This is a genomic window from Chroococcidiopsis sp. CCNUC1, from assembly GCF_023546805.1.
Lineage (GTDB): Bacteria > Cyanobacteriota > Cyanobacteriia > Cyanobacteriales > Chroococcidiopsidaceae > Chroococcidiopsis > Chroococcidiopsis thermalis.
In genome coordinates this window covers 3,452,243-3,465,594 of the sequence record NZ_CP097480.1, presented here as the reverse complement: position 1 = coordinate 3,465,594, position 13,352 = coordinate 3,452,243, and the positions used below count along the sequence as shown (strand labels likewise).

General features: G+C 45.7%; 11 protein-coding genes. 7 read left to right on the top strand and 4 right to left on the bottom strand.

Going from position 1 to position 13,352, the window contains the following annotated elements; all coding sequences use genetic code 11:
* Positions 1-56 precede the first annotated feature (56 nt).
* Together M5J74_RS16175 and M5J74_RS16170 are read right to left on the bottom strand one after the other, a co-directional pair.
* On the bottom strand, positions 57-437 hold the full coding sequence (locus M5J74_RS16175; protein WP_015155109.1) for a response regulator: 381 nt from the start codon (positions 435-437) through the stop codon (positions 57-59).
* Between the two features lie 11 nt (positions 438-448).
* A complete protein-coding gene (locus tag M5J74_RS16170) occupies positions 449-817 on the bottom strand; it encodes a hypothetical protein (protein WP_250012417.1) in 369 nt (122 codons plus the stop codon).
* On the opposite strand from M5J74_RS16170, the gene M5J74_RS16165 reads away from it, so the two are divergent.
* The 4 genes from M5J74_RS16165 to M5J74_RS16150 all read left to right on the top strand — a co-directional run bounded on the left by M5J74_RS16165 (position 755) and on the right by M5J74_RS16150 (position 6,729).
* Positions 755-3,262: a DHH family phosphoesterase gene (locus M5J74_RS16165; protein ID WP_371933969.1), complete on the top strand. Its 2,508-nt coding sequence runs from the start codon at positions 755-757 to the stop codon at positions 3,260-3,262. The genes M5J74_RS16170 and M5J74_RS16165 overlap by 63 nt on opposite strands.
* Positions 3,263-3,799: 537 nt before the next feature.
* Positions 3,800-5,134 carry a carboxyl-terminal processing protease CtpB gene (gene ctpB, locus M5J74_RS16160; protein WP_106218889.1) on the top strand — a complete coding sequence of 445 codons (1,335 nt, stop codon included), beginning with the start codon at positions 3,800-3,802 and terminating at the stop codon, positions 5,132-5,134.
* Positions 5,135-5,248: 114 nt separating this feature from the next.
* Entirely contained in the window at positions 5,249-6,142 is an 894-nt protein-coding gene (locus M5J74_RS16155; RefSeq protein ID WP_250012413.1) for a helix-turn-helix domain-containing protein, read from the top strand.
* Between the two features lie 170 nt (positions 6,143-6,312).
* Positions 6,313-6,729, top strand: a complete 417-nt coding sequence (locus tag M5J74_RS16150; protein WP_106171214.1) for a hypothetical protein — start codon at positions 6,313-6,315, stop codon at positions 6,727-6,729.
* Positions 6,730-6,758: 29 nt separating this feature from the next.
* Here M5J74_RS16150 and M5J74_RS16145 read toward each other — a convergent pair whose 3' ends face one another.
* Positions 6,759-8,156, bottom strand: a complete 1,398-nt coding sequence (locus M5J74_RS16145; protein ID WP_106218892.1) for a TldD/PmbA family protein — start codon at positions 8,154-8,156, stop codon at positions 6,759-6,761.
* 473 nt (positions 8,157-8,629) lie between these two features.
* On the opposite strand from M5J74_RS16145, the gene M5J74_RS16140 reads away from it, so the two are divergent.
* Positions 8,630-10,228, top strand: a complete 1,599-nt coding sequence (locus M5J74_RS16140; protein WP_250012411.1) for a DUF2079 domain-containing protein — start codon at positions 8,630-8,632, stop codon at positions 10,226-10,228.
* Between the two features lie 180 nt (positions 10,229-10,408).
* The gene (locus M5J74_RS16135) at positions 10,409-11,596 is read left to right on the top strand and encodes a glycosyltransferase family 4 protein (protein WP_015155102.1); all 1,188 of its coding nucleotides are present in this window, start codon (positions 10,409-10,411) and stop codon (positions 11,594-11,596) included.
* 130 nt (positions 11,597-11,726) lie between these two features.
* On the opposite strand, the gene M5J74_RS16130 is transcribed toward M5J74_RS16135, so the two are convergent.
* Positions 11,727-12,404: a sugar transferase gene (locus M5J74_RS16130; protein ID WP_015155101.1), complete on the bottom strand. Its 678-nt coding sequence runs from the start codon at positions 12,402-12,404 to the stop codon at positions 11,727-11,729.
* A gap of 302 nt (positions 12,405-12,706) precedes the next feature.
* On the opposite strand from M5J74_RS16130, the gene pgsA reads away from it, so the two are divergent.
* On the top strand, positions 12,707-13,261 hold the full coding sequence (gene pgsA / locus M5J74_RS16125) for a CDP-diacylglycerol--glycerol-3-phosphate 3-phosphatidyltransferase (RefSeq protein ID WP_015155100.1): 555 nt from the start codon (positions 12,707-12,709) through the stop codon (positions 13,259-13,261).
* Positions 13,262-13,352 lie beyond the last annotated feature (91 nt).

Sequence of the window (13,352 nt, the reverse complement as noted above, 5' to 3'; positions counted from 1 at the left end):
TTGGCTAAACCCGCCCCTACAATTCCCAACTCTCGACTCCCGACTCCCATCTTTCCTTATTCACTCCATTGCAGGATATCGCAGATTTGTGCTACCAATTCCTGGGCTTTGAAAGGTTTGGCGATCGTACCCGCTACGCCTAAATCAAGTAATTGCTGTTGTTCGCTGGTTCTGACTTTGGCAGTGAGAAAGATTGTGGGAATATGACAAGTAGTAGTATTTGCCTGTAGTTGCTGAAATGTTGCGGGTCCATCTAAGTCTGGCATCATCACATCTAGTAGAATCGCATCAGGTTGTTGAGCTTGAGCTATGTCTATGCCTTCACTACCAGAAGCTGCTGGCAAAACCTCCCACCCTGCTACTGCTTCGAGACTGAATTGGATAATTTCTCTGACACCATCTTCATCATCAATAACGAGTACGCGCTTAGTAGTCATGTCGCTACACTTCAAATAGTCATAAAGCGATTATGCCTGCGATCGCAAATGGAATTGGTAATTGGTAGTTGGTAGTTGGTGAGTGGCTGGTGGTTGGTGGCTGGTGGCTGGTGGCTGGAATTACTTCCTTGTCCCCCTTCGCCCCCTAATCCCCACTCCCTTCGGTCGCGGGGAAGAGCGAGTTCCCCCTTGTCCCCCTTGTCCCCCTTGTCCCCCTTGTCCCCTTGTCCCCCTTGTCCCCTTGTCCCCCTTGTCCCCCTTGTCCCCCTTGTCCCCCTTGTCCCCCTTGTCCCCCTTGTCCCCCTTGTCCCCTCCCTATGAACGTCTCCCAGCCACAATGGATCGTCCCAACAGAACAGCCCCCAGAGTGGTTCGTGCAAGCAGTTAGGGAATATGCCCCTAGCGCAGGATTTGCGGCACAACTGTTATGGCAAAGGGGAGTTCAAGCGCGAGAGGAGTTACCTGGATATCTCAATCCTCGCTGCTATCAACCTGCTAGCCCATTTGAATTTGGGCAAGAAATGCACTTAGCAGTAGAAAGATTGCAAATTGCTCGCGATCGCCAAGAAAAAGTGGCAATTTGGGGTGATTTTGATGCTGATGGTATCACTTCTACAGCGGTTTTATGGGATGGATTGGGACAATTTTTCTGTCAACATACCCAACTTTCCTATTACATCCCCAACCGCCTTACCGAGTCGCACGGGTTGAACTGCCCTGGAATCGATCTGCTTGCCCGCGATAACTGTAAGTTAATCGTGACTTGCGACACTGGTAGCACGAATGTTGCAGAAATTCTCTATGCGAAATCTTTAGGCGTTGATGCGATCGTCACCGATCACCACACTTTACCCGCAGAACGTCCACCTGTGACTGCAATAATTAATCCGCGTTACTTTCCTTCAGAGCATCAATTATTTCATCTATCTGGGGTTGCAGTTGCCTACAAACTTGTCGAAGCTTTATATCAATTTTTACCAAATGTACCGCGACAACCATTAGAAGATTTACTCGATCTCGTCGCTATTGGGTTAATTTCCGATTTAGTACAACTGAGTGGAGATTGCCGTTATTTAGCTCAATTGGGTATTGAACGGATGCAACAGGATTATAAACAACCAGTTCAACAGCGACGGCGACCAGGAGTAGGGCGATTATTAGAAATGTGTCAGAAAAGTGGCGATCGCCCCACAGATATTTCTTTCGGCTTGGGTCCCCGCATCAACGCTGTGAGCCGAATTCAAGGTGACGCAAGCTTTTGCGTTCAATTACTGACCAGCGACGATCTCAACTTAGTCGAGCGCCTTGCCCAAGAAACCGAATTGGCAAACACTCGTCGCAAGTCTTTACAAAAAGAAGTTTCCCAGCAAGTTGCCCAAAAACTCAAGTCAGAAATCGATCTCTCCACCACTAGCGTTATCGTTCTCGTAGATTCCCAATGGTCGCCTGGAGTCTTAGGACTCGTCGCCGGACAAATTGCTCAAGAAACGGGTCGTCCTACGATTTTGTTGAGTACGGAAGGGGAACAAAGGGACAAGGAGGACAAGGTAGACAAGGGCGACAAGGGGGATAAGAGAGCTGAGGAAGCTGAGGGAGCAATTCTAGCCACTAGTCACCAGCCACTAGCCACTCTCCCAACTCCCGCACTTGCTCGCGGTTCAGCTCGGTCTGTCGGTAATATCGATTTGTACCAGTTAGTGAAAGATCAAGCGCATTTACTGCATAGGTTTGGCGGACATCCTTTTGCGGCTGGATTAAGCATACCCGTTGAGAATATACCGCTATTTACCGCAGCGATTAACCAAAAACTCCGACAGCAGGGAAGCGCGATCGCCGTGCCATCCGTACAAGCAGATCTGGTGGTGACAGTAGCCGATTTAGGTAGAGATTTGTTTTTAGAACTGAAACTACTCGAACCCTGTGGTATGGGTAATCCCGTGCCAAAACTGCTGATCCAAAATTGCTGGTTTGAAAATGCTTGGCATCGCAATCAGCAAGATTGGCGGGGAAACAAAGTGCAATATATCAAAACAGATTTTAATTTGCGGGATGACTCGACTAAAACTAGTTTTCCCGGCGTATGGTGGGGACATTATAAAGACGAGATCCCGACTGGACGATGCGACTGTATTGTAGAACTCGACTACAACTCGTATAAAAATAAACAACGTTACGAAGTCCGTCTCATTGCCGTCCGTACTTCCGACTCTTTATCTCTCACTCCTCACTCCGGACTTCGTCCCGCTTCGCTAACGCCCCTCACTCCTCAAATTCTCGACTGCCGTGGTATGGCGATCGCCCCAGTTGACGATACATTCACAGGCGATCCATCCTCGCTTGTCGTGCGTACCTGTCCCACTTGTTGGGACGAGTTACGTGTCTGGATGCGGCGATCGCAGTTTGAAAATAAGTCTTTAGTTTTGGCATGGACTACACCCGAACCAGTCTCACCACCACAAGTCTGGCAACAGTTAGTCGGAATTGCTAAATACCTTTGCCGTACCGGACAAACGGTGACTCGCGTGCAACTCAGTCAAAAGCTTGGAATTAGCGATCGCCTTTTAGGATTAGGATTTACTGCTCTTTCCTACTTGGGCTTTTATGTTAGCTTTCAAGACCGCTATTTTCATATTTCTCAAGAAGTACCGTGGCACGTTGCCGCATCTACAAATCTCTATGCTACCGATGCCGCTTACATGCAAGCAATAGACAAATTTGCCCAAGCTGTCCGAGAAGAACAATTCCAACGCCAGTATTTTTCTACGGTTCCTCTCTCTACCATTCAAGCCCATGCCGCTCAATTAGGAGTGAGGAGTGAGGAGTGAGGGGTGAGGAGGACAAGGGGGACAAGGAAGCAGAGGAGCAGGGGAGAAGAGAGCTGAGGGAGCGCTCGGGAGCGCAAGGTTGCTGAGGGAGCAAGACAACCAATTACCAACTACCAATTCCTAATTCCCAATTCCCAATTCCCTTTCTTCACTAATAACTAAATAACTGAAAATTGATTTAATAAATATGTGAAAAACTTTACTAAAATACATTAATCGCTCGTCAAAAATGAAATAGATATAATTGACCAATAGTTGCTAATCTTACAAATAGCAGTGCAAATCTAGACAAAATCTAAACTTTATATTTCTTCGGACAATAGGTAAACTGTCACAGAGTGTTTGTGACGAACCTAATCTGTCTGAGTATGTTGGGAATAATGGCTTGAACAAAGAGATAAAAGGGCGATCGCAATTGCGATTTCGCTGCCATCACACGCTATCTGGGTGTATATTCAAAAGAAATCTACTCTGTCTCAACCCGTTGGGTAATGAGCAATATAGCTTTCGATTTGCTAACCTCTGCTTGCTAACCTCATGCAATATATTAAACGCCTCTCCTCCCTACAACTTGCTCTGTTTGGTGGAGCGATCGCCACTACATCGTTTCTGGCGCTATCTCCCTGGTGTGGTTCTGTCCGTGCCGCACTGATGCAAAATAGCCCTAAAGCTTTAGTTGACGAAGTTTGGCAACTCGTTACTAGAGAATATGTGGATGGCACGTTCAACAAGACAGACTGGCAAGCAACGAGACAAGATTTATTAAGTAGAGAATATACTAACCGCGAACAAGCTTACGCCGCTGTCCGAGTCGCGCTGGCTAAGCTGAACGACCCATATACTCGCTTTCTCGACCCCAAGCAGTATGAGGCATTGACGAGCCAAACTTCAGGAGAAGTTACTGGAGTGGGGATTCGGATGGAATTAAATAAACAAACTAAGCGTTTAACTGTAGTTGAGACTATTCAAAATTCCCCTGCTGTCAAAGCGGGAGTTAAAGCCGGGGACAAAATAGTCGCAATTGATGGTAAACCAACTCAACAAATGGACGTGCAGGCTGCCTCAAGCCTAATTCGGGGCAAAGCAGGTACGCCTGTCACATTGAAAATCGAGCGGCAAGGCAAAAGTGCCTTCGACCTCAAGCTAACGCGGGCGAAAATTGAGCTGCCTACAGTTACACACACCCTAAAGCGGGAGGGCAATAAGCGGGTTGGTTATATTAGCTTGCGGGAATTTAGCGCTCATGCTTCAGAGCAGATGCAAAAAGCAATTCAAGACCTGAATCGCCAGAATGTGAATGCCTTCGTTCTGGATTTACGCGATAATCCAGGTGGCTTGCTGCAAGCAGGGGTAGAAATCTCACGGATGTGGCTGAATAAAGGCTCTATCGTCAAAACAGTAGACCGACAGGGAGCTAGTCAAGAAATACCAGCCAATCAAACCGCACTGACTCAGCGCCCTCTAGTTGTTTTGGTCAATGGTAATTCTGCCAGTGCCAGTGAAATTTTAGCGGGAGCATTGCAAGATCATCAACGCGCTGTCGTAGTTGGTAGCCAAACCTTTGGTAAGGCTTTAGTCCAATCAGTCCATTCTCTGTCCGATGGTTCGGGACTAGCAGTAACAGTTGCCCATTACTACACGCCTAAAGGTACGGATATTAGTCATAAAGGCATTACACCAGATATTAAAATCGACTTAAACGACGCTCAGAAACGCCAGCTAGCTGCAAATCCTTCTTCAATTGCAACGCGGCAAGACCCCCAGTATGCACGGGCAATTTCTGTAATTACCAATAACAGTTTTGCCCAATTTAAAAAACCGCTGAAAAAACCGCACATCTCAAAACGAGTCGTAGAGCGGAACCAGTTATAAATAATTTTCACTCATATTCGCGATCGCAGGGGCATACATTTGTATGCCCTTATTACATTTTTCACTCTGATAATTTAAAGAGAATCACCATCAATAACCAATGACCAACGATCGATGACAAAAAGTCCTTTAGTCGTTGACACGTTTCAGCAAGGGACAATTTTTCCCATACTACCAGTCGCGCCCATTCTTTCTAGCGCCAATCGAGATTGGGATGGCATTCACGTCGGGTATTATCGTCAGCCTGCTTGGGAAACGCCTGAAGCAACATTTTTACAACACACAATTACGATTTATACAGGGCAACCTGTAAACGTAGAATTGCAAGCAGAGGGGCGCTGGCAACAAAAAACTTATACCAAGGGTGTAGTTGGAATTTACCCAGCATTTGCCCCGCATATAGTAAATTGGAATGATGAAATTGAATTTATTGAAATCGATCTCGATCCGCAAACATTAAACCGTTTTGTAGATAATTCTATAAATATTGATTGCTATAAAATTATTCCTCAATCTGCTATTAACGATCCGCTAATTTATAGTATTGGCATGGTGCTGAAAACAGAATTAGAATCTAGTGGAGGGGGCGATCGCCTTTACGCTGAGTCAGCAACCACAATGTTAGCTGCTCATATTGTTCGTCATTATTCTACCCAAACCTCTACTCTAAAAGAAGTTTCTGGAGGTTTACCTAAATCAAAACTAAGAAAAGTCATTGATTATATTCAAACTCATTTAGAGAAAAATTTAAGTTTAGTTGAATTAGCCGCGTTAGCACAAATTAGTCCCCATCATTTTGCTAGATTATTCAAGCAATCAACTGGTTTTTCTCCACATCAATATTTACTTAATTGTCGCATTCAAGCAGCAAAATCTTTACTAGCAAAGCAAGACTTATCTATTGCTGATATTGCTTTACAAGTTGGCTTTCACGATCAAAGTCGTTTTACGAGTATTTTTCGTAAGCATACAGGCGTTACCCCCAAAAAGTATCGCGATCGCATTTGAGCAAGATTTGACTATTTTTGAGAAGATTTGACAAGACGACTGTTGTTTTTGCCTTGTAGAGTAAGCTGTATTAAAATTGTCGCGCAAAGACGCAAAGTCGCAAAGCTTTCTTTGTGTCTTCGCGGCTTTGCGCGACCAATAAAAGATGAAGAATTAGGACAAATAGCAAGATGAATACTCAGAAAAACCGAATTTTACTACTTGCTCTACTAATTGTTAATGGAATTTCAACTATTCTTCACTACATTGATAATTTTGTAAACTATGACAAATATTCCCAACCTACTTGGATTACTCCTAACAGTATTTATCTTGCGTGGAGTGTATTAACAATATTTGGCGTTGTCGGTTATTTATTGTACGTTAAAGATATGTTTTTGGCTGCGTATGCATGTTTAGGAATTTATTCTATAACTGGACTTTCTAGCCCAGGACATTACTTTTATTCAGCTCAACATGTATTTTCTGGAAAGATGCATTTATTAATTTGGTCAGATGCGATCGCGGGGATCTTTCTACTAATTTTTCTTCTGCGATCGGCTTTAATTCTAAAAGAATGGCGCAAAGAACGAGAAGTAAACATTTAATTCCGAATTCCGCATTCCGAATTCCGAATTCAATACGCTTCTCCACCTACAACCACATTCCGAATTCTCAAACTGGGACCACCGCAACCAACAGGTAAACCATTTTGCCCGCCTTTACCGCAGCCACCAGATTCATCCCAGTAGAAATCATCTCCAATCGCCTCGATATCTGCTAGGGTTTGAAAGACATTTCCCGACAGTGTGACATCTCGCACGGGTTCGGCAAGTTTACCATTGCGGATTATCCAAGCTTCTCCCGCGCTGAAGGTAAACATTTCACCATTAGTCATCCCTCCCAACCAGTTGCGGGCGTATACTCCGTCTTTAATATCGGTAAATAAATCTGCCACTGGTGTCGTTCCCCGCTCGATCCAAGTGTTTGTCATGCGGACGATGGGAGCGTAGTGATAGCTGAGACAACGAGCGTTTCCCGTGGGTGTTTCTCCCAACTTGCCAGCGGTTTCGCGTGAATGGAGTCTACCCACCAAAACGCCATCTTGAATTAATTGCGTCGTTGTCGCCGGAGTCCCTTCATCGTCGTAGAAATAACTACCGCGATGCCCTTGGGGTGCTGCACCATCAAAAATTTGTAGCTCCTTGGGTCCAAAGCGCCGTCCCATGCTCATAACTTCTAGCAGATCGGGGTTTTCATACGCCATATCTGCTTCAGAAAGATGCCCGAAGGCTTCGTGAACGAATAAACCAGCGAGGATCGGATCGATCACGACAGTATAAGTATTGCCTTTAACTGAAGGTAGAGAAAGAGCCGCTACAGCCCTTTGAGCTGCACTTTGGACTTGGGCATCCAAATTCACTAAATCCTCATAAGCCTTGCGAGAACCAGTGGTTTCTCTACCTGTCTGGACTGTATCGCCATCGCGTGCAGTTGCAGCAAAGCGCATTTCCATATCCACCCAAGATTGATCGATTAACGTTCCTTCCGAACTGGTGATGATAACTCGTTGGCAAATATCACCGTAGCGGACTGACGTAGTCGTAATTCGATCGCTGGCGCTTTTGAGAATTTCGCCATAGCGATCGCACAATTCCTTTTTTTGTGCTAGTGGAACGTGACGCGGATCGGTTCCCGTTAAGGGGACAAAGCAGGTGGCTTGCACTGGTTCTATATCTGCTAGTAGGGTTTCATCATTACCTACTATTCGTGCTGCCGCGATCGCTTCTTCGATGCGAGAGTTGAACTCGGACAACTGATTAAAACTACTCAATCCCCAACCGCCCTTGTAGCACGCGCGAACTTGTCCGCCGATAGAAATTCCTTCGCTCAATGTTTCTATCTTATTCCCCCGCAGCATAATATCTGTTCCCTGGGACTCTTCGAGGCGAATGAGTAAATAATCGACTTTGTGAGAGTATTTTGCGATCGCATCAGCGAGCAAGTTTTTGGTATCGGCAAGCGCAGTAGGCATGGGAAAGAAAAGTCAAAAGTCAAAAATTAAAAGTCAAAAATAGCAAAATTGTTCTTACGAGCAGTTCTGATAACTACAGCGCATACAAATTAATGTAGATCGACCTAGTGAAAATCAATCTTGGCTTCAAGTCGTCACTATTCGATTGTAGGTGTTTCTCTACCAGGGATGTGAGGAGCGTGTCAAAAGACTATATTCTAAATACCGAGATGTCGCTTGAGCTTGATAGATCCTTGCTTGACTGGTGATTAGCGAGTAGCAAGCGATTTGCAATTAATTCTCCCTTGTCTCCCTTGTCTCCCTTGTCTCCCTTGTCTCCCTTGTCCCCTTGTCTCCCTTGTCTCCCTTGTCTCCCTTGTCTCCCTTGTCTCCCTTGTCCCCCTTGTCCACCTTGTCTCCCTTGTCCCCTTGTCCCCCTTGTCCTCCTTGTCCCCTTGTCCTCCTTGTCTTCCTAATTTAAGTGTGAGTGAGTCATGTTATTGAAATGGCAAAAGCAGCCAGGAACCCATTTATTCCTCGGTGGTACGATCGCTTTTTTGCTCGTGGGATTAATTCTGGTCTTACACCGGTACTATAGCTTCTATGCTACTTTCGACCAGGGCATATTTAATCAAGTTTTCTGGAATGGGATTCACGGTAGATTTTTCCAGAGTTCTCTTTCTTCCAGCCTCTCCACGAATGTCGTCCATGCTGGAGAAATCCCAGAGGTTTACTACCATCGTCTAGGACAGCATTTTACCCCTGCCTTACTCGTTTGGCTACCGCTATATGCCCTTTTCCCCTCCCCGGCGACTTTGAGCGTGTTACAGGTCGCTCTAGTAACCGCTGCTGGGATTGTTTTATATTTCTTGGCTCGCTTGTATCTCGAACCACTCTTAGCGGCGATGGTTGGCGTCAGTTTTTATGGCGCGATCGCTGTTGTTGCTCCAACTTTAACCAATTTCCACGACATCAGCCAAATACCTTTATTGACGTTTGGTATTCTGCTGGCAATGGAAAAGCGCAAGTGGTGGGTATTTTGGTTGTTGGCAGTGTTGCTTTTAGCTGTGAGAGAAGATAGCGGCATTGGGTTATTTGGGGTAGGCGCTTATATGGTTTTAAGTCGGCGCTTTCCCCGTGCTGGTTTAGCGACTTGCATTCTTAGTTTTGGCTACATGCTGGCTTTGACAAATCTGATCATGCCGCTATTTTCAGAGGATATTTCCAAGCGTTTCATGATGGAGCGATTCGGACAGTATGCCACTGGGGAAGATGCTTCTACCGTTGAGATTATTTGGGGCATTGTCAGCAATCCTTGGCGATTGCTCGTAGAATTGATCGCTCCTTTTCCTGGGACATTTTTGTATTTACTAGGGCAGTGGTTGCCTTTGGCTTTCGTTCCCGCGCTTTCTGGCACGGCTTGGGCGATCGCGGGTTTCCCTCTTTTGAAACTATTCTTAGGTCAAGGTGAATCCGTTCTAGCCATTACGATTCGCTATGCCATGAGTGTCGTCCCAGGATTATTTTACGGCGCGATTTTGTGGTGGTCAGTGCATCCTAAAGTCTTTAAGCCCAAGTTTCAGCGCTTCTGGATTGGATGTATTTGTCTTTCCCTAGTAATTACAATTGCCTACAATCCCAATCGGACGCTTTACTTTTTAATTCCCGACTCGATTCAACCTTGGGTACATATTTCCCTCCCGCGTCAATGGCAACACGTCAACCAAATGCGATCGCTGCTAGCACAAATTCCCCCACAAGCCAGTGTATCGGCAACGACCCATATCGTGCCTCACCTTTCCAGCCGTCGCGAGATTCTGCGTCTACCAGGATTGCAATTGCGTAACGATGCCAGGGAAGTCATTCAGGTAGAGTATATAATTGCCGACCTCTGGCAACTGCAACAATATCAAGTAGCTTTCACGGGCGATCGCCAGCAGTTGCAAGACATTGTAAAACTGATCGATCGGCTCTTTAATACTGGCGAATATGGAATCGTCGGCTTTCAAGATGGAGTCATTTTGCTGCATAAAGGTGTCACTTCACTTCCCGAAGCCACATCTGCTTGGTTGGCTTTTCGGCAAAATTTGTAATTTGGTAATTGGTAATTGGTAATCGGTAATGGGGGGCGATCGCAGTCTTATAATCTAAACCAACACAGTTAATTTTTGTGAAGAATTGAGTGATAATACTCATTCAATTCCCAATCCTATACATTTAGATAGATTGATAGATTTAGGTAAGCAGCAAGTAAGTCGCAGGGATTGGGGTCGATGAAAATACTCGTATTAAGCTGGGAATTTCCGCCGCGCATTGTAGGAGGCATTGCTCGTCATGTTGGGGAATTATACCCCGAACTCGTCAAACTAGGACATGAAGTCCACATGGTGACAGTGGAATTCGGTCATGCACCAATGTACGAGCTTTTTGAGGGAATCCACGTACACCGGGTTCCCGTTGCCTGGGGAAATGACTTTTTCCATTGGGTGGCGAACATGAATGAGAGCATGGGTAGCCACGGTGCAAAGTTGATCTTAGAAGAAGAACCGTTCGATCTAATCCACGCCCATGACTGGTTGGTAGCAGATGCGGCGATCGCCCTCAAGCATAATTTTAAAATCCCGCTGATTGCCACCATTCACGCTACAGAACACGGTCGTTACAACGGTATCTATACCGAAGAACAGCGCTACATCAATGGCAAAGAGCAATTACTCGCTTATGATGCTTGGCGAATTATCGTCTGTACCGACTACATGCGGCGCGAAGTAGAACGGGCGCTAGCGAGTCCTTGGGACAAAATCGACGTGATCTATAACGGTATCCGTCCTGAAAAGAAGCACAGACGGCAAGATTTTGATTATTGGCACTTCCGCCGTCAATATGCTGACGATGATGAGAAGATCGTTTACTACGTCGGTCGTATGACTTACGAAAAAGGCGTGTCCGTAATGCTGAATGCAGCTCCCAAAGTGCTGTGGGAAATGGGAGGTCGTGCTAAATTCGTACTCGTTGGTGGTGGTAATACCGAAGCTTTGAAGCGGCAAGCTTGGGATCTAGGTATTTGGCACAAATGCTATTTCACGGGCTTTATGTACGATGACTTTCTCGATAAATTCCAAGCGGTGGCTGATTGTGCCGTGTTTCCTAGCCTTTACGAACCGTTTGGTATTGTTGCCCTAGAAAGCTTTGCTGCCCGCGTGCCTGTCGTTGTCTCCGATACTGGCGGATTTCCAGAAGTCGTGCAGCATACTAAGACTGGAGTTGTGACTTGGACGAATAACTCTGACTCCCTGGCATGGGGAATTTTAGAGGTTTTGAAAAATCCTGGTTATCGGCAATGGTTAGTTGACAATGCATATGAGGATTTAGATCGCCGCTTTAATTGGAGCAAGTTAGCCCGACAAACCCAAGCAGTGTATCAACAAGTCGTACGAGAGCGATCGCAAATCTCGTGGTAATAATGTTTGTAGGGGCGCATAGCTATGCGCCCCTACATTTATAATTTAGACATAATAAAAACCAGCCGTATACAGGCTGGTCGTCCCCAAGGAATTCTATATCAACTGGTTGCCGATCGTTAACCGCTGCTTAGCAAGCACCTACTTTAGCAAAAATTACGTACACAGTCTTAGCAATAATAAACAAGTCGTAGAAGGGATGCCACATTTTTTGGTAGCGCAGGTCGAGATTGACAATCTCTTCAAAATCTTTGATGCTAGAGCGTCCGCTGACTTGCCACTCTCCTGTTAATCCCGGCTTCACGTTTAATCTTTGCCAGTGGCGATCGTTGTACTGAGCAACTTCGTCAGCAGTTGGTGGACGAGTACCCACTAAACTCATGTCTCCAACTAATACGTTCCAAAATTGGGGTAGTTCGTCTAGGCTGGTGCTTCTTAAGAAACGACCCACTCTCGTAATTCTTGGGTCTTGCGTGTTTTTGAAAATTAGTCCCGATGCTTCATTTTGCACTTGAGACTTCAGTGCGTCTGCGTTGGGAACCATTGAACGAAACTTCCACATACGGAATGTTTTTCCTTGCAGTCCGTAGCGCTCTTGTCCGTAAAAAATTGGTCCTGGGCTGTCTAACTTAATGGCGATCGCTAAAGGGATGAAGATAACTGCCAAGATCGACAGTCCGACTAAGCTGCCAACGATGTCCAAACATCTCTTAAAAGCCGATCTGGCTGATGGATGAACTGCATCTAGTGTCTGGGGAGACTTAAGTTCGACAGTTTTGATGGCGGTGGGGAACGGTGCTTGGTACATTGTCACGACTAAAACCTGGATCGGATAGATCGTAGTATTACTGAGGTAGATTTACCGAAGTAGATTTACTGAACTTGTATCCCGAATATAATCTCTCTCTTGGCTAGAATGACAGTACTTTAACTTACATTTTGCCGAATCTTTATCAAGAACCTGGTTCCACTCGGACTTTGTAAAGATAATATAAAGTTGGCTCCTTCAAAGATTTTACTCAAGAAATAGAGCTGTCCAGCAGTCAATTTCTCTTCAAATTACTGACTTGAGCTTCATCTAAACTTCATGATTTCCTTACATTCGCATAGATGAATATACCTAACTGGGTCACTCTCTCTCGACTTCTAGCCCTGCCTTTGCTGCTTTATCTTTTGCCAGTACCGACAACAACCGCACGTTGGTTTTGCTTAACAGTATTTTTGGTTGCAGCTTTGACGGATTGGCTGGATGGTTATTTAGCCCGGAAACTGAACGCTATCACTGAACTGGGGAAATTCCTCGATCCTTTGGTAGACAAATTGCTGGTACTGGCTCCACTGTTATCGCTGATTCAGCTAGGACAACTTCCTGCTTGGGGAGTATTTTTGATTTTGGCGCGAGAATTGGGTATAGCAGGCTGGCGCGTTTCTCCTAGCTTGACAGGCACAAATGCGATCGCGGGAGCAAATCTTTGGGGCAAACTCAAAACAGTCAGTCAAATTACCGCGATCGCCTTATTGATCGCTCCCTTACCCCCAACTTGGCATCTCCCTGCACTAGGAGTTTTTTGGCTTTCTGTCGCTTTGACTTTGATTTCGGGGTTGATTTACTTTTTAGGAGCGAGGAGCGAGGAGCGAGGAGCGAGGGGAATACAAGAGAGCTGAGGGGGACAGGGGAGACAAGGGGGACAAGAGGGACGAGGGGGACGAGGGGGACGAGGAAGAATTGCAATTCAAAATCTAAAATTCCCTCACT

Excerpts from the sequence above, each read along its gene's own strand:
- M5J74_RS16175 (WP_015155109.1), bottom strand. The coding sequence starts at position 437 with ATGACTACTAAGCGCGTACTCGTTATTGATGATGAAGATGGTGTCAGA.
- M5J74_RS16165 (WP_371933969.1), top strand. The coding sequence starts at position 755 with ATGAACGTCTCCCAGCCACAATGGATCGTCCCAACAGAACAGCCCCCA.
- ctpB (WP_106218889.1), top strand. The coding sequence starts at position 3,800 with ATGCAATATATTAAACGCCTCTCCTCCCTACAACTTGCTCTGTTTGGT.
- M5J74_RS16155 (WP_250012413.1), top strand. The coding sequence starts at position 5,249 with ATGACAAAAAGTCCTTTAGTCGTTGACACGTTTCAGCAAGGGACAATT.
- M5J74_RS16150 (WP_106171214.1), top strand. The coding sequence starts at position 6,313 with ATGAATACTCAGAAAAACCGAATTTTACTACTTGCTCTACTAATTGTT.
- M5J74_RS16145 (WP_106218892.1), bottom strand. The coding sequence starts at position 8,156 with ATGCCTACTGCGCTTGCCGATACCAAAAACTTGCTCGCTGATGCGATC.
- M5J74_RS16140 (WP_250012411.1), top strand. The coding sequence starts at position 8,630 with ATGTTATTGAAATGGCAAAAGCAGCCAGGAACCCATTTATTCCTCGGT.
- M5J74_RS16135 (WP_015155102.1), top strand. The coding sequence starts at position 10,409 with ATGAAAATACTCGTATTAAGCTGGGAATTTCCGCCGCGCATTGTAGGA.
- M5J74_RS16130 (WP_015155101.1), bottom strand. The coding sequence starts at position 12,404 with ATGTACCAAGCACCGTTCCCCACCGCCATCAAAACTGTCGAACTTAAG.
- pgsA (WP_015155100.1), top strand. The coding sequence starts at position 12,707 with ATGAATATACCTAACTGGGTCACTCTCTCTCGACTTCTAGCCCTGCCT.